The sequence below is a fragment of the Alteromonas sp. KUL42 genome (genome assembly GCF_006538325.1).
Taxonomy (GTDB): domain Bacteria; phylum Pseudomonadota; class Gammaproteobacteria; order Enterobacterales; family Alteromonadaceae; genus Alteromonas.
Genome location: NZ_BJKK01000007.1, coordinates 127,520 through 147,203 on the forward strand (window position 1 = coordinate 127,520; position 19,684 = coordinate 147,203).

The 19,684-nt window shown below is 43.0% G+C and carries 11 protein-coding genes and 1 pseudogene; 7 read left to right on the forward strand and 5 right to left on the reverse strand.

The features are described from left to right. Positions 1 to 12: 12 nt before the first annotated feature. The 4 genes from EYR97_RS22360 to EYR97_RS11680 all read right to left on the reverse strand — a co-directional run bounded on the left by EYR97_RS22360 (position 13) and on the right by EYR97_RS11680 (position 3,653). A complete protein-coding gene (locus tag EYR97_RS22360) occupies positions 13 to 321 on the reverse strand; it encodes a hypothetical protein (protein ID WP_242634999.1) in 309 nt (102 codons plus the stop codon). Next, a complete protein-coding gene (locus EYR97_RS11670) occupies positions 318 to 1,496 on the reverse strand; it encodes an FIST signal transduction protein (RefSeq protein ID WP_242635000.1) in 1,179 nt (392 codons plus the stop codon). The genes EYR97_RS22360 and EYR97_RS11670 overlap by 4 nt, the downstream gene beginning before the upstream one ends. Positions 1,497 to 1,614: 118 nt before the next feature. Next, positions 1,615 to 3,183, reverse strand: a complete 1,569-nt coding sequence (locus tag EYR97_RS11675) for an AMP-binding protein (RefSeq protein ID WP_131093985.1) — start codon at positions 3,181 to 3,183, stop codon at positions 1,615 to 1,617. A 131-nt stretch (positions 3,184 to 3,314) separates the two neighbouring features. Beyond that, positions 3,315 to 3,653, reverse strand: coding sequence for a hypothetical protein (locus EYR97_RS11680; RefSeq protein ID WP_258313219.1), 339 nt, complete (start codon positions 3,651 to 3,653; stop codon positions 3,315 to 3,317). Between the two features lie 343 nt (positions 3,654 to 3,996). Here EYR97_RS11680 and EYR97_RS11685 point away from each other — a divergent pair, with 343 nt between their 5' ends. Together EYR97_RS11685 and EYR97_RS11690 are read left to right on the forward strand one after the other, a co-directional pair. Next, positions 3,997 to 5,028 (forward strand): PQQ-dependent sugar dehydrogenase, encoded by a 1,032-nt coding sequence (locus EYR97_RS11685; RefSeq protein ID WP_165478037.1) that lies wholly within the window; start codon positions 3,997 to 3,999, stop codon positions 5,026 to 5,028. A 590-nt stretch (positions 5,029 to 5,618) separates the two neighbouring features. Then, the gene (locus tag EYR97_RS11690) at positions 5,619 to 8,429 is read left to right on the forward strand and encodes a bifunctional aconitate hydratase 2/2-methylisocitrate dehydratase (protein ID WP_131093988.1); all 2,811 of its coding nucleotides are present in this window, start codon (positions 5,619 to 5,621) and stop codon (positions 8,427 to 8,429) included. Positions 8,430 to 8,563: 134 nt separating this feature from the next. Here the strand turns inward: EYR97_RS11690 and EYR97_RS11695 are convergent, their stop codons facing one another. Continuing rightward, entirely contained in the window at positions 8,564 to 11,824 is a 3,261-nt protein-coding gene (locus EYR97_RS11695) for an FG-GAP-like repeat-containing protein (protein WP_131093989.1), read from the reverse strand. A 181-nt stretch (positions 11,825 to 12,005) separates the two neighbouring features. Between EYR97_RS11695 and EYR97_RS11700 the strand changes: the two genes are divergently transcribed. The 5 genes and pseudogenes from EYR97_RS11700 (at position 12,006) to acnB (ending at position 19,640) form a co-directional block, all read left to right on the forward strand. Beyond that, positions 12,006 to 13,706, forward strand: coding sequence for an ATP-binding protein (locus tag EYR97_RS11700; RefSeq protein ID WP_131093990.1), 1,701 nt, complete (start codon positions 12,006 to 12,008; stop codon positions 13,704 to 13,706). A gap of 132 nt (positions 13,707 to 13,838) precedes the next feature. Next, positions 13,839 to 14,630 carry a peptidylprolyl isomerase gene (locus EYR97_RS11705; protein ID WP_131093991.1) on the forward strand — a complete coding sequence of 264 codons (792 nt, stop codon included), beginning with the start codon at positions 13,839 to 13,841 and terminating at the stop codon, positions 14,628 to 14,630. Positions 14,631 to 15,332: 702 nt separating this feature from the next. Continuing rightward, positions 15,333 to 15,854 (forward strand): GNAT family N-acetyltransferase, encoded by a 522-nt coding sequence (locus tag EYR97_RS11715; protein ID WP_131093993.1) that lies wholly within the window; start codon positions 15,333 to 15,335, stop codon positions 15,852 to 15,854. Positions 15,855 to 15,964: 110 nt separating this feature from the next. After that, positions 15,965 to 16,822, forward strand: coding sequence for a DNA ligase (locus EYR97_RS11720; RefSeq protein WP_131093994.1), 858 nt, complete (start codon positions 15,965 to 15,967; stop codon positions 16,820 to 16,822). 204 nt (positions 16,823 to 17,026) lie between these two features. After that, positions 17,027 to 19,640: pseudogene (acnB, locus tag EYR97_RS11725) on the forward strand (bifunctional aconitate hydratase 2/2-methylisocitrate dehydratase). The last annotated feature ends 44 nt before the right edge of the window (positions 19,641 to 19,684 follow it).

Sequence of the window (19,684 nt, forward strand, 5' to 3'; positions counted from 1 at the left end):
GAGCGCAATGTTTCAATAACATGTTGCTGTTGTTTGTTTTCCGCCCTTAGTTTTTTTATTAGCGGCCAAAAGCTCTTCTGAACTAATTTGTAGACTGCGATCTTTGAGTTTCATATCGCGTTCACTAAACGCGTAACTGTCTTCAATACGAGGAATAAGTGTTAGCAGACCTTGCTTTAGTTTCGCCAACTCATTTGAATTGCTTTTATCATTCTCGTTGCTATTGCTATTGCTATGTAAGGCATTCACCCACTCTTGGAGTTCGCTGTCACTTTCTATAGCGAAGGCTTTGCGAAGTTGTCTTGAAAGTAGTGGATTCAAATCAATTCTCGCAACAGCATCATGGTTAATGTTTGGTTGTGTAGCTTGCAATGTGTGGTGTCATGGAATGGGCTTATCTCTCCATAAGAATAGAAGCCAGAAATTGTGGTATTAGCTTGCAGTTGTCGGCTTACTTCTTCAATTTCTTCTTCAACTCTGTCTCCCATCACAAGCTTTCTTCCCACACAGCTTGTGATAATAGCAAGACAAGTGGATGAGGTAGGGGGCTTTGAATTGGCCAAACCGATCGCTTTTGCTGCACCATCAATTAAATCGTCGGTGGATGCATGCATCAAACGCAAATAATGCGTTTCTTTTATTTCTCCCGCCAAAATCAAGCTGTTAGTTTGTTCATCAACACCTAAAATAGTGCGAATAAGTCCTGTGGGCTCACCATCGTCATCTAACACTTCGAAAGGAAAAAGAAGACCGCTTGAAGGAAGGTCTTTTGCGTATTCGCCAAGGTATCGCTTGTAGATATCAAGCGCAGGCATATCGTCTAACTCAAAAAGTTGATTTTCAGTTGCTTTGGTAACGCTTCGCGAGGGACCAAATGAGCGCCAGCCACCGTGTGCACCATACCCAAAGTGCAATTTGTCACCATAAAAACCAATTGCGACAACCTTTTGTGAACTTACTCCAGTTGGCGATAGCACATGTGTTTGTTCAAAAGCGCCATTGTCACCAGCTAAGCCACCACTAATACCTACGTCCTTTGGTAAATTCTCTAGCAATCCACTAATAAGCGCCGACCCATTTATGTCAATGCCAGGAGCGAGTACGTAAATGCCGCGAAGTTTATCTACTTCAATCTGCTTCGAGAGTGTTTGGCCAGTAGTAAAAGAGGATTGCATATTGGGTAGTGTTTCTTCATACAAACGAACGTAGGCGTTGGACTCAAAACGAACGAGTACCAAAGCAATACTGTGTTCATAAACTTGTTTGCCAGCAACTTCTCCTGCCGTACTACAACCTATTGTATTTATACATAACCCATTAAGTGTATTTAAGAACTGAGGTTCAGTAAAAAACTCCGGCGAGGCGAAAGCGATAACAAAAGAAGGCTTAAACCCTACAAGGGTTTTCTGTTGGGTAATGAGTTCATCAACATTGCTGAATAAGAATGTCTTGGCTTCCATTATATCTTGTATTACACCTTGTATTATATTTAGCATGCTCAAACACTATTTATAGTCAAACACGGTGCTTTATACAATTGTCAGGTATTAGCCTTTCGTAGCGTTATTACGAATACTTAAAGTAAAACGCCGCCATATAAGGCGGCGTCTGAACTTACGCTGAGCGCAATTCTCTGCGCAGAATTTTTCCCACCGTAGATTTGGGGAGCTCTTCTAAAACGGTAATAGTTTTAGGTATTTTGTAATTGGTAAGGTGCTGTTTGCAAAATGCCGTTATATTTTCATTGCTCACCGCTTTACTCACTGTGATAAATGCACAAACACGTTCGCCAGTTTTCTCATCAGGTTGACCAACTACGGCGGCTTCCATCACATCGGGGTGTGTGGTCAGTACATCTTCTATCTCATTGGGATAAACATTGAAACCAGACACGATAATCATGTCTTTCAGCCTATCGACAATTTTAATTGCCCCCGATTCTGTTCTTATGCCTATGTCACCTGTTTTAAAGAAACCGTCTTGTGTCATCACTTTCGCAGTTTCGTCATCACGTTGCCAGTAACCCATCATAACTTGAGGCCCACGTACTGCAATTTGGCCTGATTCACCTTCGGGTACTGGAGTATCGCTGTTGTCTAATAAGGCAACTTCTGTGCTTAGAAGTTCGTGCCCGACAGTTCCAATTTCCTCTTTCCCTGGAATATTAAAAGAGACAACGGGCGCGGTTTCAGAAAGGCCGTAACCTTCTGTTATGGTGTTGCCCGTGACGTCTTTCCAAATGGACACGGCAGCTTGGGTTAACGCGGTACCGCCAGACATGGTAAGGTGTAGTTTCGAAAAATCGAGTTTTGCGAATTCTGGGTGGCGACCTAATCCAACAAATAACGTATTGATGCCCATAAAAGATGAAATCGTATGCGGTTTAAGCGTTTGTATAAAGCCGTCGATATCACGTGGGTTAGGAATGAGGATTATTTGGCTGCCTTTTGAGAATAGCGCCATCATACCTACAGTGAATGCATAAATATGATACAAAGGCAGTGGGCATACTAATACTTCTTCGCCGTCTTTAAATCCATCGCCAATGCGCTCAAGCATTTGGATGCAGTTGGCTAACACATTCTTATGACTTAGTGCTGCGCCTTTTGATACGCCCGTCGTACCACCGGTGTACTGCAACATAGCAAGGTCTTCTAAGCTACTACTTGCGCGAGTAAAGCTTGGTAGTGCCTCTCCTTTGTTTACCGCTTCAGTGAGCGAAATAGTGCCCGCGATGTCAGGTGCTGTACTGGCGTCAAGTAACTCTGTGGCAGAGGTGGCAACGACGGTAGTAATAGCCGTTTGTGCTTTGATGTTTTCGAACTTAGGTAATAAGTCACTTAATATGATCAAGGCTTTTGCGTCACTGTCAGTAAATTGGTGAGTCATTTCTCGTTCGGTGTACAAGGGGTTGGTATTGACTACTACCAGCCCTGCGCGTAATGCACCATATACCGCTATAGGATTTTGAATTAGGTTGGGAAGCTGAATGGCAACCTTTGTGCCTGGTGACAGTTTCGCCTCGTGCACTAAAAAGCGGGCAAGCGCTGCAGATTTTTGGTCAATCTCATTGAACGTCAGCGTTTGACCCAACGCGGTGTAAGCTGGTCTATCAGCGAACCGTTCAAATACTTGCTCAATGTAATCAGCTAAACAGGATACGTTGTCAGGGTAAGTTATCATGCTTCTATTCCTAAATAGGGTCTTGTGACAAGAGATTTAGATTAACAGTAGCAAAATTAACGTTTTATTTACATGGCGATTGCCTTATAACACACTATAAAATTTCTTGATGTAAATAATGTGTGTTGCACTCAAATACGGCTATTAAAGCGAAGCTTACCGTAAAGCACCCCCCCAATTAAACCCGCTAAACATTGCGCTGTTGTCCCCAAAGCAGTGCGCGCCCCTGCTATTAATGTGACATTGAGAATAGGTTGCATGGCACTAAGCATAATCCAAAAGGCAAGGGTGCCAGCTACACCAAACATAAATAGATAGATTGTTGGCGAGTGTGGTGTGGACGTCTGCAAGCGTTGTTTATTTTTAATTACGGGTAATGCCCAATGCGTTATCAAAAACGCCAATAACAGTGCAATTGCGATGACCGCGCCATAAGTTGGAAGCAAACCGAATAGATCACCGATCATCATTGAAGCACCTTCGGGCACTGAAATTTCCACATCAATATTGTGCAGCTCGTACAAAACAAAACTTGAGTGAAATACACTTGCTAAGGTAAACGATGTTAACCACGCTGTAAAAAAAGCAAAAAACGAATTAAAAAAAGTGTTTTTTATGCGGTACTTTTTTAAGAGGTACATAGGATTACCTAAGCAAGAGTTTATATTTTTTGGTATACCATAAAAGAACACACACTTGAGTACAAATTATGAAACGTATCGTTAGTCTATTACTCTCCGTATTTTTTTAACTTCATTTGAAGTATCTGCAGAAGCAACGCAGACGGAGTGGATTAAAGACTACGTTGTAGAAGTGACACAGTCACAGCTGCCTTACCCCAAAGCATTATTGGTACTGCCAAACGATGCAATACTTGTTGCCCACAGAGATGGTTACATTACGCGTATTGCTGAGGGTGTGGAAAATGCTCGCTTTTCCTTACCCCTACCTCAATTATTTACAGAAGGGCAGGGGGGAGTGCTCGACATTCTGCTGGTTAGCGGTTTCGGCGACAAAAGTGTATCTAACCAAGTAGATGCGTCAGGACAATTATTGATTTCCTATTCAAAAGGAACGGCAAGTAACAATAAACTAGCCGTTGTGTCTGTTTGGTTGTCACTGAAAGATGGTGTGATTAATGTCGCCCCAGTCTACGAGGTTAACGAAAGTAAAGATACGCCCGTGCATTTTGGCGGCAAATTGTTGGCATTGAGTCACGGTGGCTACTTAGTTACAACAGGTGATGGCTTCGACTATCGCGAAAAGGCACAAGTACTTTCATCTCACCTTGGTAAAGTCATTGGCTTCACGCTAGATGGTAAGCCGTTACCTTCAGCGCCTTTTGATAGCTCGCCTTATGTATATTCTTTAGGACATAGAAACCCGCAAGGGTTGGTGTATTTTGACGGCAATGTTTATCAGCATGAGCATGGCCCGGCAGGAGGAGACGAGCTAAACAAGCTTACCAAGGGAGCAAATTACGGCTGGCCGGTAGTAACTCTGGGCAAAGACTATTCAGGGGCTAATATTTCTCCTTTTACCCATTATGAAAATATGCAAAGCCCTTTAATTAATTGGACGCCTTCTATTGCTCCCTCTTCGATGACCGTCTATCACCACGATGCCTTTACTACGCTCAATGACAGCTTATTAATAACAACATTGAAAGCAAAACAATTGCTTGCCGTTTCCCTGCACGACAAAGAATGGAGTGCACAACGCATTTTTTCTACTCTAGATGACCGCCTACGAGATGTCGATGTAGATGGCTTAGGCAATATTCTGGTACTGACTGATGGTGAAGAAGCCAAAATACTAAAGATTTCTCCGTTATCTACAATGTAAAGTCGGTGTTCTGGGGCTATGGTTGTCGTAACTAAAGTTGTGACAAGTGTGTAACTCAGTAGCAAAACCTATTTTGGGGCTAAATGTGGAAGGCCGACTGGCTTCGTTTAAAGGTTTATCTCTTAATGCTGATTTTTAGGGTGTTGCCTAAAGGTATTGTCCCGAGGTGTATCTGCGATGTGTATTTATGAAGTATATCTGCGAGGTGTATTTATGAGGTATAGTTGCGTGTTATTCACACTGGTAGTACCATAAATACAATAAATGTTTGTCATAAGTGCAACACTATTATTTATCATGCTCGATGGCATAGTTGACTTATTAAAAGAACATTTATTTGTTTTTGTATGTTTTTAAGTTGTTGTAATCAAAGTTTAATTTTGCATTTGGTTGTGCGGCAGTGTGTGTGTTTCATACAGAAAATAGCCTTAATTAAACCATGAAAATAAGAGTATTAGCACCAAGTCTCTTTTACTTTCAAACATTACGTAAAGCGTGAAAATCAGTTAAAATATAGCCCATTTTTATATGCGTATAGCTAAGACCGACTTAACACTACGCCCAAGTAAAACTAAGACCGAGAGAACTATATGAGTTTGTATTCAGAATATCTGGCAGAGATCGAAACCCGTAAAACGGAATTAGGTCTTAACCCTAAGCCAATTGACAGTGCCGATTTACTGTCTGAGATCATCGCTCAAATCAAAGATACAACGAATGAGCATCGCGAAGACTCTCTTAAATTCTTTATCTATAACACCTTGCCAGGTACTACACCTGCTGCTGGTGTTAAAGCACAATTCCTAAAGGAAATTGTACTTGGCGAAGAAAAAGTAGAAGAAATTACTCCTGAATTTGCTCTAGAGCTACTTTCCCACATGAAAGGTGGCCCATCTGTTGAAGCACTACTAGATCTTGCTCTTTCGAGCGATGAAGCAGTTGCTAAGCCAGCAGCAGAAGTATTGAAGACACAGGTTTATCTATACGAAGCTGACACAGAGCGTCTAGAGACAGCGTTTAAAGCAGGTAATGCCATTGCGAAAGACGTGCTAGAAAGCTACGCACAAGCAGAGTTTTTCACCAAGCTTCCTGAAGTGCCTGAGAAAATTGAAGTAGTAACCTATATTGCTGCCGAAGGTGATATTTCAACTGACCTTCTTTCTCCAGGTAATCAAGCTCACTCTCGTGCAGACCGTGAACTTCACGGCCAATGTATGATCACGCCAGAAGCACAACAAGAAATTGTTGAGTTAGGTAAAAAGCACCCGAATGCTAAAGTAATGCTTATTGCTGAAAAAGGCACAATGGGTGTTGGTTCTTCACGTATGTCTGGTGTGAACAACGTTGCACTATGGGCTGGTGAGCCAACAAGTCCTTACATTCCATTTGTAAACAAAGCGCCAATTGTTGCGGGTACTAACGGTATCGCTCCAATCTTCCTTACTACTGTAGACGTAACCGGTGGTATCGGACTTGACCTTAAAAACTGGGTTAAGAAAACTGACGAAAACGGTGAGATTGTTCGTGATGAAAACGGCGATCCAGTTCTAGAAGAAGCATATTCTGTTGCAACAGGCACTGTGCTAACTATCGATACTAAAGCGAAGAAGCTTTACAACGGTTCAGAAGAACTAGCCGATGTTTCAGCGTCATTCACTCCTCAAAAGATGGAGTTTATGAAAGCGGGTGGCTCTTACGCGGTAGTATTCGGTAAACAGCTACAATCTTTCGCTGCGCGTACATTAGGCGTTAAAGCACCAGCAGTTTACGCACCTTCTAAAGAAGTGTCGCATGAAGGCCAAGGCCTAACCGCTGTTGAAAAAATCTTTAACCGCAACGCAGTTGGCGTAAATTCAGATGCACCACTACACGCAGGTTCTGACGTTCGCGTTAAAGTGAACATTGTTGGTTCTCAAGATACTACAGGCCCAATGACGTGCCAAGAGCTAGAGTCAATGGCGGCATCAACAATATCTCCACTTGTTGACGGTGCATACCAATCTGGTTGTCACACTGCGTCAGTATGGGACAAGAAAGCACAGGCTAACATTCCTAAGCTAATGTCTTTCATGAACAACTTTGGTGTAATCACAGCACGTGATCCTAAAGGTGTTTACCACGCAATGACTGACGTTATTCACAAAGTGCTTAACGACATCACGGTAGACGACCGCGCTATCATCATTGGTGGTGACTCGCATACACGTATGTCTAAAGGTGTGGCGTTTGGTGCTGACTCAGGTACCGTAGCGCTAGCACTTGCAACAGGTGAAGCGGCAATGCCAATCCCTGAGTCTGTGAAAGTAACCTTTAAAGGCAGCATGAAAGAGCACATGGACTTCCGTGATGTGGTTCACGCTACGCAAGCGCAAATGCTTAAGCAATTCTCTGGCGAAAACGTATTCCAAGGTCGTGTTATCGAAGTACAAATCGGTACATTGTTAGCTGACCAAGCGTTTACGTTTACCGACTGGTCTGCAGAAATGAAGGCGAAAGCGTCAATCTGTATTTCTGACAACGAAACCATGATTGCGTCGCTAGAGCTTGCTAAGAGCCGTATCCAAATCATGATCGACAAGGGCATGGACAATGAAGCAAACATGCTTCAGGGTCTACTTGACCTTGCTGATAAGCGTATCGCTGAAATTAAGTCTGGTGAAGAGCCAGCACTAGCACCAGATGACAACGCGAAGTACTACGCAGAAGTGGTTATCGATTTAGACCAAATCGACGAGCCAATGATTGCTGACCCAGACGTAAACAACGAAGACGTATCTAAGCGTTATACGCACGACGTTATCCGTCCAGTTTCTTACTACGATGGCAAGCCAGTAGACTTAGGTTTCGTAGGCTCTTGTATGGTTCACAAAGGCGACATGCAAATCATTGCACAGATGCTACGTAACCTAGAGAAGCTAAACGGTTCTGTAGAGTTTAAAGCGCCATTGGTTGTTGCTCCACCAACATATAACATTGTTGATGAGCTTAAAGCGGAAGGCGATTGGGATATTCTTGCTAAATACGCTGGCTTCCAGTTTGATGATGCTAAACCAAAAGAAGCAGCACGTACTAAGTACGAAAACATTCTTTATCTTGAGCGTCCTGGATGTAACCTATGTATGGGTAACCAAGAAAAAGCTGAGCCAGGTGACACTGTAATTGCAACATCTACTCGCTTGTTCCAAGGTCGTGTTGTTGCTGACTCTGAAGAGAAGAAAGGTGAGTCGCTACTAGGTTCAACACCACTAGTTGTACTTTCAACTGTTCTTGGGCGCTTCCCAACGACTGAAGAGTACAAGCAAGCGGTTGCAGGTATCGACCTTACTAAGTTTGCTCCTCCTTCAGAAGACTTGGCCGTTAAGCCTAAGTTTGAGCCAAGCGTAGCGGTAAAGAACGTTTAATTACTCGCTAAAGCGCACTGAAAACGAAAATGCCCCAACTTAGGTTGGGGCTTTTTTATGTGCTTTTAACTAAAAAGCCGCCCGTGATGAGGGCGGCTTTAATTTATTGAAAACTGCTAACGATAGACAAGTACTTATTCATTAACCTCTTCAACTTCTTCAATGGTGAAAACCTCATCTGCCTCATCTTGACCTAATATATCAAAAATAAGTAGTCCTTCATTCTCAATAGTAAATGCTTCTTCCACGGTTGATTTCACTGTGCTTTCAACAGTCGTAGTGTTTGAGGTTAAGTTAACCCTATAGCTCAAGGGGGCAGCTAAGGCGATGTCGCTTGCTTGACCACCAAAACCCACACGCATTATACGGTTACCATTACCACTTTCTGCAACAATAAACTGGCCATAATTTGGTCGCCTTATGGCTAAATCAGCACGCCCATCACCGTCATAATCAGCAGGTACAGGAATGTCATCAATATTTCCACCAAAGTAGGCTCTAACGATCTGGTCGGTAGATGAGTATCGAATAAACCACATACCTATACTAGGGCGTCTAACGGCAAAATCCGTAATGCCATCGCCATCGTAATCAGCTTGTACAGGAATATCGTCGGGTTGGCTGCCGAAGAAAATTCGTACTATTTTATTGTCACTGGATTGCTTTACAAACCATTGCCCCGTTTCTGGACGTCGAATCGCAATGTCATCAATTCCATCGCCGTCATAATCACCAATCACTGGGATGTCTGTAGCGCTAGAGCCAAAAAATGTGCTCGTAAAGTCTTTTGGAGAACTTGATGGGCGTATTATCCAAGTGCCGGAGCTTGGTCTTCGAATTGCGATGTCAGCAATACCGTCACCATCGTAATCCGCAGGAACAGGCATATCACCAGATTGTGTGCCAAAGGTTATCCTAAAAATAGAGTCATCTTCGGAGTTTTTTATTAACCAGTGGCCAGACTCGGGGCGATAAACCGCAATGTCGGCTTTGCCGTCTCCATCGAAGTCTCCTGAAATGGGAACATCTGTTGACAGCGAGCCAAAGAAAGTTCGTTGAATACTGTTGTCAGAAGTCCATTTAATAAATTGCATTCCTGCTGAAGGGCGTCTTACAGCAAGGTCGGCCAGTCCATCACCGTCGTAATCAAAAGCCGCGCTAGCAGTACGCGACTTATTGCTCACTAAATTTTCGTGAATGTTAGGTACTAATAACGCGGCTTTTCCATCAGTAGCTTCCCAAAAGTTATTTAATCTTTGGTAGTCATCTTCGCCCTGTTTGGTGAAGTTGAGTACTTGATGTTCATAGTTGTGCCATTCATCCTGTGTTAATGGGGTTTTAGATACTACGACAAACAAGGTGTTATGTACTTTGCGTGAGCTATTTACATCGGGCTGTCTGATACCATTTTCCTGCACAATGGTATCCATAGATATGTGATTAAAGCTATCAATCTCAAATAGCGGGTTCACTTCTAACTCAACCGGCGGAACACTTGGCTCTCTGATGTCTGCTACTTCAGAAGACTCTACAAGCCCCATTAAATACAGCTCTAAATCGCTGTAACCAATGAAGTTGTTGCCTGGTCCGATACCATTAAAGCCAACAAGTCCTTCACGCGCATCGTTGATTAAATAGGTGGTAGTAATGTTATCGCCAAAGGCTTCATCTTGCTCATACCAGCCACCTAGTTGACCACCTACATCACGCAAACCCCAGTGATAAGGTATAGAATCTGGGTGCATACAGGAAACCCAGCCTATTTGGTTCTCAGCATCCATACTGCCTTCCAAATAATTTCCCCATCTGTGACCTAACTCATGCAATGAAGGGCCATGTATAATGTCTTTTGAGGAGCTTAAGACAACAACACTTTCTAAACTCCCATTACTGCCATAGTCATCACTGAAATCAAATTCTCCCATACCCAAGCCGGTAATACTGTTTTGAACTGGAGTATGGTAACCATAAGGGGCAGGGTGAGGGGCTTTGTTTTCTTCATTAAATACTAAAAATACGAAATCAAAACTGTCTTGTACTTGCTGATAAATAGATTGAGTGACTTTTTTTAGTGCCGTTTTTTGCGCATCACTACCATCACCTTTCCAGATAAGGTCGTAATCTTGATGGTCTTCTAACACCAAATTAAGTACGTTGCCCGTCTCGTTGACCAATATACGGTCGCCATTTTCATTTTGAAATTCAGTAATGCTTTGTTCGGTAAAAGGCTGGTAATCACTTGGGCTCGACGTACTAACATCAAACTCTATTCGATATACCCGCTTTTCGTTCTCATCCCAAGCGTCTTTTGAGTATTCAAAGTAATAAAGTGAGTTACCTTCAACAGCAAGATCAAATATCTCTTGCATGTCTGATGGGTTGGGCAATGGTACACCGTGATACCACTGCTGTTCCTGCGAGTCATAAATATACGTTTTCCAGAATGAATTAGGGCTTATGGCCCAATCGGTTTGTCCATAAACAACAAGAAGAGGGCCAACGGCTGATATCTTTTTATTGACCAACGCTTCTGGCAGAGTGAGCGTACTCCAGCTGTTTTCGCTGATAGTATAAATGTCGAGGATGTCACTGGGGGTAACCCAATCTTGCTCTGCGCTCAAAAATACCTGTTCGCCTATAATCGTGCTAGCTCGAAATGGTTTGTCAGTTGGAGCATCATTCACAACTGTCCATTCTTGATTTTCGATATTGTAAACTTGAACTTCTTTCCGCCAACTGGCCTGTTCTTCAGCTTCAGAATAAAAAGCTTGGCTTTCGCCCAATTTAGCAAGCGCTTCTGGATTTATCTTAACAATGAGCTTGTTAAAGGTATCAAACCCCCAACCGCCAAATACGTACACATTGCCGTTATAGTACTCAGCCATTGCGTCTTCACGTGCCAGAGGTGCTGCATTTTGCTGACGATACGCTTGCGTTACAGGGTCATAATCGAAAACGTTGTTGAGTTTGTGATTAAAAAAGTTACCTGAACCACCCACTGAGAGTATTCGCCCGTTGTGTTCTACGGTGGCGTTACCGCGTAAAAAGTTTTGACTTAACGTGGTGTCAACGGTGAATTCACCAGTCGTTAAGTCCATCACTAAAACTTCATTTGTAGCGTTACTGCCTCCGCTATACCCATTACCTGCTAGCCAATAAGCTTTGTTCCCGATAATACGAGGATGATGAGGTACGTCCGATTTATATTCATCCGCATAGCGTTTGATACCACTATTCGTATTCACCAACTGCCATTCAGCATTTATAGGGTAATCCTCTATTGCAGACTCTTGAGCTAAAACGTTATTTGGCAACAAACCCAATAATAAGAATGAGCATAAGGTAGCCCGACGTCGAAAGAGGGATGTAAAGAGCTTGGGTGGAGGGAGCTTCATATAGAATTAGTCCATTAAAACAGAATGTTACTAGATTAGCAGGATAGTACATAAAAACAACATTCAGAATTATTTAAAGGGGTGTTCCCTAGGCTCTAGATACCTTCTAAAGACTAATACACATAACTAAAAGTCTATATATAATCTGGGCTGTATTAATTTTAAACAGTCCGGAAGCCACATGATAGAAAAGCAAAGCCTGATGTCAGGCTCCCTGAGTGATGTAACGTCTAAGTTGCGTCGAACGGGATTCGGAATTCTACTGGCTTTTTCTATACTTATCATAATTGCCGTCGTATTTAATCGCCCTGAGAATCTGTTTGTGGCGGTTCTCCTTTCTTTAGTGTGGTTTGTGGTCGCTTTGGTAGGGCTGTGGCTTCCTAACTGTGGTGACGAAGTAGCAAAAGTATGGGCGCTACTGTCAATTCCTATAGCGCCTTATTTGGTATTAAGTAATGGACTCTTACCGGCAACGTTAATTCCTATTGGCACCATCTTTCCCGTATTGCTTCTTAAAGGATGGTGGCGTCTATTACTTATGGTAATTCTGGTGAGCTGCTCATTTTTAGTTCCTTTGCATGCTGGTACTTATGATTCGGCAATTTGGCTACGAGTTTGTATTACCAACGTAACCGTATCAATGCTGATTTTTGCGCTTTCTCACTTGCTAGAATCAGCGTTAACTGAGAGCAAAAATAAAGCACTAGAGCTTGATGATGCGCTTGAAAAAGAAAAGCAAGCATTGGCTTCCCAATCTCGTTTCCTCGCGACTATGTCTCATGAAATTCGCACGCCGCTGAATGGAATTTTAGGGCTGACAGATGTTGTTCTAGCTAACACAATTACCGAGCAAGCACGGCCGAATTTAGAAAAAATACAATGTTCTGGGCAGTCCCTTAATCGAATTCTCAATGATATTTTGGATTTATCGAAACTTAATGCGGGTAAACTTAATCTTGAATTTATGCCAATCGATCTCAAGTTAATCGTCAAAGAGTGTATGGCACTTTATGCGCCCATCGCCAATGAAAAAGGCGTTTCGCTGCATATAGATATAGCTCGCGACATGAGTACACTTGTTATAGGCGACGCTACACGAATATCACAGGTGCTTAATAACCTTATCAGTAATGCGGTGAAGTTTACTCAGCAGGGGAGCGTTAGGTTGTCGCTCACATTTCAATTCACGTCATCAGGTGATCATGTCGTTCACTTTTCAGTGATGGACACTGGGGAAGGTATCAGCGAACAGCAACAACACATTATCTTTGACGCCTATGCCCAAGCTGACAGTCGCGTAAATAGAGTGCACGGTGGTACAGGGTTAGGGCTACAAATCGTCAAAAACCTCGTTGAGGCGATGGGCGGTGAAATAGTGGTAAACAGTTCTCCTGGAAATGGAAGCCACTTTCAATTTTCACTACCACTTGCCATAACAACGATAAAAGAGCCTAAATTTACTATTGTTGAACCTAAGCGGTATTTTTCAGGCCACGTACTAGTGGCAGAAGACAATCCAATCAACCAAGCGGTTGCAAAGTCGTTACTCGAGATGATGGGGATAACAGTCGCACTGGCAAACAATGGGCAAGAGGCAATCGACAGTGCCTTGGCGATGACTTTCGATTTGATACTAATGGATTTGCACATGCCTGAAGTAAATGGTGCGGAAGCTGCTAAGTTGCTGCGGGAGTTAAATGTAACTACACCTATTATTGCTTTTACCGCTGCGGTCATCAGTGATGAAATTAATAATGCCCTTAAATCTGGAATGGATGGATATTTAACCAAACCGGTCAACAAAAACGCATTACATACGGTGCTTTCAAAGTATTTGCGAACAAGTCAAAACCGTGTTGACTCATCCATCAGTCGCTGCTGACACAACGTTTCTTTAATCGAATAAACGGCTTGATAAATAAGTAGGAAACTGTTATAAAAATGTGACTAGAATTAGGTTATAGGGCGCTCTATTATGATCGGCTTTAAATTTACCTATAACCAGAGTGACTTTATGAAATTTCCTATTCGAGCAGCGGTATGCTTGACGACCTGTGCGGCCTTCTTTTCTTCTCACCTTCACGCAACAATCGTAGAGTTTGTAACTTCCCAAGGCAATGTTCGTGTCAATCTACATGACACTACCACCCCCAAAACAGTAGAGAACTTTCTTAGCTATGTAAACGATGGGGCATACCAAGATACGATCATTCATCGTTTAGAGCATAATTTCGTGGTGCAAGGTGGTGGCTTTAAGTACGACAATGGATTTGAGCACGTTGCTGTTGAAGCAGGTGATACGGTAGAAAACGAACCAGAGCTGTCTAACGTTAAAGGGACCATTGCCATGGCCAAAGTGGCCGGAAACCCAGATAGCGCCACTAACCAATGGTTTTTTAATATTGCAGATAATAGCGCTAATCTTGACCTACAGAACGGTGGTTTCACTGTCTTTGGTCAAGTAGTCGAAGAAGATATGCCCGTGTTAGAGGCAATGCAAGATTTAACCCGTTGCTTAAACACCTACGGTAACACCCCAATGTTCAATTATAGCGCGGAACAGTGTACTGATGGAGTGCTGCCGGGTTACGAAAATTTTGTAACCGTTTACGCAATTAATGTAATAGACAGCAACCAGGTGACAGACAGTGAGCTCGATAAAACGCCCAATACTCTGATTGATCAGCAGCCAGGGAATGGCGGAAATAATGGTGGCAATAACGGCGGCGGTAGCAGTGGTGGCGGCGCAGCGTACTGGTTGCTGTTGCTAGGTGCATTTGGGTTGCTAAGAAAGCGCCTAAAATGAAACTAAACTTACTTCAAGAGTAGTTCATTCCTACGAGCCTCTGCTTTAATGTAAAATGGGGGCTTTTTTATTTGAATTCAAACGCTCACAGCGCGTTACGTCCACACGGCACATTGCCGCTTCGAGTAACGATATAGCACTATTTGTGCTGGCAATGTCACTAGCAGCAAAGTGATAAAAATACTCACAATGAGTAAGTTCATTTGGCCTAGCAAGAAATATAAAACACAAGATAGTAGTGCGATATCCACGATTACAATGCTCCAGAAGACACACAGCCAAAATACTCTATTAAAAACTAGGGGTTTTACTTATATATCCAATAAAGCTAGCTATTAAAAGTGTAACAACAAATATGGGTACATAGCGGCTGATAACACCACCGCTATCGGTGGTAATTTTTTGTACTAGTCTGCCCAACGCAAGCGTTATCAACAGTAATATATACATACCATGCCATAGACGCAGGTTTTCATGCGTATTAAGCCAAAAAGACATCTTTAATTTCATTTGAGACAGCAACATTGAACGTTGTGATAATTTATGCATAAAGGTAATTATTAACGATGTTTAGGACATTGTGTTAAATCAAGGGTGAAGTAAAGGTGAAGCAATTCTTTTTGAAAGTCCGATTGGATGACTTCATTCTTTGGGTTTGATAGCGTGTGAAAAAGAGCGGTGAATAGCGCAGAGGAAAAAGTTATGTTAAAGGGCGAGAAGGTTTCAATTCGAGCGGTAAAAGAGAGCGATTTAGACGCACTCTACACGCTCTCACAAGATTTTAGTGATCCAGGAGAGTTCATGCCTGTGGTGATTAGCTCACAAACTAGCTTCAAAAAAGAATTCGCCGAGACGGGGTTTTGGCATAACCAAACAGGTAAATTAATTATCGAGGATAAGTCTTCCAATATTGTGGGGGAAGCTGGTCTGTTTTCTACATCACACTACTTAGATGGACGGGAATTGTACTATCGAATATTTAGTGGTTACAGAGGCAAGGGGTATGCAACGGAAGCGCTCTCTTTATTAACAACATTGTTTTTCACATCAAGTAACTTCAATCGCCTACAAGCAGTGACAATTCAAGGCAATATGGCGTCTGAACATATCCTTAAAAAAGCGAACTTTATTTTTGAAGGTACATTGCGTCAGGCGCGCTATTTCAAAGGTGAACTCGTCAATTTAAATATGTATTCGCTCCTTAGAGAAGATTTTCAAGTTTAGGTTGTTACCGACAAAGACACACCATTCTTAAAGGGTAAAAACCGCCTAACGCTCAGTAGTCATTATTCTCTCTCTCCTTACACTGAGGTTTTTACATTTGGGAGGGAATAATGATGCTAAGAGCACTTATTTGTTCGTTTGCGTTACTTTTTGTGAGCGCTACTTCGGGGAAGTCTAACGACACACTTCCTCTTCAACTTGCTACTGTATACCAAGAGTCTGGTGATTTAACCATAAATGAGTATTACGTGAGTGAAAAGCTTGATGGTATTCGCGCGCGCTGGACTGGAAAAATGCTGATAACGCGAAAAGGAAATATCATTCACTCGCCACCGTGGTTTACGCGTAATTGGCCTGATGAGGTACTAGATGGCGAGCTTTGGGTTAGGCGAGGAGCTTTCGAGTACACCGCTTCCATTGTTCTTCGGGATAGTCCAGATGAGCGCTGGCGAGATGTTACCTTCATGGTCTTTGATTTACCTAATTCTTTACATACCTTTGAGGCTCGCCTCGAGCAACTAGGAGCAATCGTTCAGTCAGTATCCCCAAATTCACTTTCTGTGATCCCTCAATTTACTCTACCGACGCAAGAAGCCTTAAAAAGTAAACTAGACGACATTGTTGCTGCTGGAGGTGAAGGCCTAATGCTGCATCACAAAAAAGCTCTTTATAACGATGGGAGAAGTGAGTACTTGCTTAAACTTAAAAAATTTCAAGATGCGGAAGCCAAGGTTTTGGCACATATTCAAGGGAAAGGCGCCTTTGCCAATCTTATGGGGTCGTTATTGGTAGAAACTGAAGCAGGTGTTCGTTTTAAACTTGGTAGTGGGTTTAGTCATGCAGAAAGAGCAAATCCACCTGCAATTGGAAGCTGGGTAACATATAAATACTACGGTTTAACGGCTTATGGAAAACCAAGGTTTGCCAGCTTTCTGCATACTCGGCCATTACAAGACCTTCCTCAGTAACATGTTCTTAAGCCTTTTAGGGTAGAACCGTGAGCATGAGTTTCTTGTGCTGAATAATGATTATAAATGAATAATAAGTGGTCAAAACTTAACTTATCGGGCTTTGTGGTTATACTTATTTTCGATTTATTCGACTTATCCTTGCGTCAAGTGCAAACACAACCGTTAACTCATATTGCGCAAGCCTATCAAGAGGAAGAAACAGTGTTACAAGAATACCGTAAACATGTTGAAGAGCGTGCTGTAACTGGCATTCCCCCTAAACCTCTAAATGCTGAGCAAGTTGCGGACTTGGTTGAACTTATCAAAAATCCGCCAAAAGGCGAAGAGACGTTCCTTTTGGATTTGTTGTCTGAACGTGTACCACCAGGTGTAGATGAAGCGGCCTATGTTAAAGCAGGTTTTTTAAGTGCAATTGCAAAAGGTGAAGAAACTTGTACGCTAATTTCGCAACAGAAAGCCATTAGCTTATTGGGAAATATGCACGGTGGTTACAATATCGCTACCTTGGTTGAGTTACTAGACGATGATGCGTTAGCCCCACTTGCCGCTGTAGAGTTAAAACATACACTGCTTATGTTTGATGCCTATCACGATGTAGAAGAAAGACATAAAGCGGGTAATCAACACGCTACTGACATTATTACATCTTGGGCTGAAGGTGAATGGTTTACATCGCGTAAACTGATGGCCGATAAAATTACCTACTCTGTTTTTAAAGTCACAGGGGAGACTAACACCGATGATTTGTCTCCTGCACCAGATGCATGGTCGCGCCCTGATATACCCCTGCACGCGCTAGCTGCGTATAAAATGCCGCGTGAAGGTCTAGAACCAGAAGAACCTGGCGTTAAAGGCCCAATGACGCAAATTGAAGCGGTGAAGAGCAAGGGGTATCCGGTTGCATTCGTAGGCGATGTAGTGGGTACAGGTTCATCGAGAAAGTCTGCAACTAACTCTGTGCTTTGGTTCTTCGGGGAAGACTTACCGGGTGTTCCTAATAAACGCGGTGGTGGTGTTTGTATTGGCGGCAAAGTAGCGCCTAGTTTTTTTCAATACAATGGAAGATGCCGGTGCGCTCGTTTTTGAAGCAGATGTGGATAAAATGAACATGGGAGATGTGATTGATATCTATCCATTTGAAGGGAAGATCACCAACCATGCAACCGGAGAAGTACTTGCACAATATAATTACAAATCCAAAGTTATTTTGGACGAAGTTCGCGCCGGTGGGCGCATTAACCTGATTATCGGTCGCGGGCTAACAGAGAAAGCGCGAGAAACACTTGGACTTGGGCCAACCGATTTATTCAGAAAACCTGAGCAACCACAAGACAGCGGCAAAGGGTTTTCATTGGCGCAAAAAATGGTGGGTAAAGCGTGTGGTGTTGAAGGTATTCGTCCGGGTACATACTGTGAACCCAAAATGACCACAGTAGGCTCACAAGATACCACCGGCCCAATGACCCGCGACGAGCTCAAAGATTTGGCCTGTCTTGGTTTTACTGCCGATTTAACCATGCAGTCTTTTTGCCATACCGCAGCCTATCCAAAGCCAGTTGATATTGAAACACAGCATACTTTGCCCGACTTTATTATGAATAGAGGTGGCGTATCACTGCGCCCAGGTGACGGCATTATTCACAGTTGGATAAACCGCATGTTATTGCCTGACACTGTGGGCACTGGCGGTGATTCACATACCCGTTTCCCATTGGGTATTTCATTCCCGGCAGGGTCTGGCTTGGTGGCTTTTGCTGCGGCAACAGGCGTTATGCCCTTAGATATGCCCGAATCTGTTTTAGTGCGTTTTAAAGGCGATATGCAGCCAGGTATTACGCTTCGCGATCTTGTCCATGCCATTCCACTTTACGCCATTAGACAGGGCCTGCTGACGGTGGAAAAGAAAGGCAAAGTGAATGCATTCTCAGGGCGTATTCTAGAAATTGAAGGGCTTGAGAATTTAACCGTTGAGCAAGCTTTTGAATTGTCTGATGCGTCGGCTGAGCGCTCTGCAGCAGGCTGTACTATTAACTTGTCAGAAGCATCCATAGCGGAATATTTGGCTTCTAACATCACAATGCTTCGCTGGATGATCAATGAAGGGTACGGCGACCCTCGTACCTTAGAACGTCGCGCGAGAAAGATGGAAGAGTGGTTGGCTAGCCCATCATTGATGCGTGCAGACGCTGATGCAGAATACGCTGAAGTGATTGAAATAGACCTTAACGAGATAAAAGAACCCATTGTATGCTGCCCTAATGATCCTGATGATGCCAAGACACTATCGGAAGTGGCGGGCGATAAGGTGGATGAAGTGTTTATTGGCTCATGTATGACCAATATTGGTCACTTCCGTGCAGCCGGTAAATTACTTGAGCAGTACAACAAAACGCTTCCCACCCGTTTGTGGATGTCTCCGCCGACAAAAATGGATAAAGCCCAATTGATGGAAGAAGGTTATTACAACATTTACGGTAGAGTGGGTGTGCGCACTGAAATGCCTGGATGTTCATTGTGTATGGGTAACCAAGCACGCGTCAATGCCGGTACCACCGTACTTTCAACGTCTACGCGCAACTTCCCCAATCGTCTGGGTGATGGCGCTAATGTGTATTTAACATCAGCTGAACTTGCAGCGGTAGGTGCAATTATAGGGCGCATACCGACTGCCTCAGAATACATGGAGTATGCAACCAAAATTAACGCTATGTCGGGTGAGGTATTTCGTTACTTGAACTTCGATAAAATGCCAAGTTTTAAACAAGCTGAACAAGAAGCAAAAGCGCGGATTATTCCAACGTTGAATGTTGCATAAAATAGTGTATAAACTTGAAAGCCGGTGCCTGTAGAGTGACACCG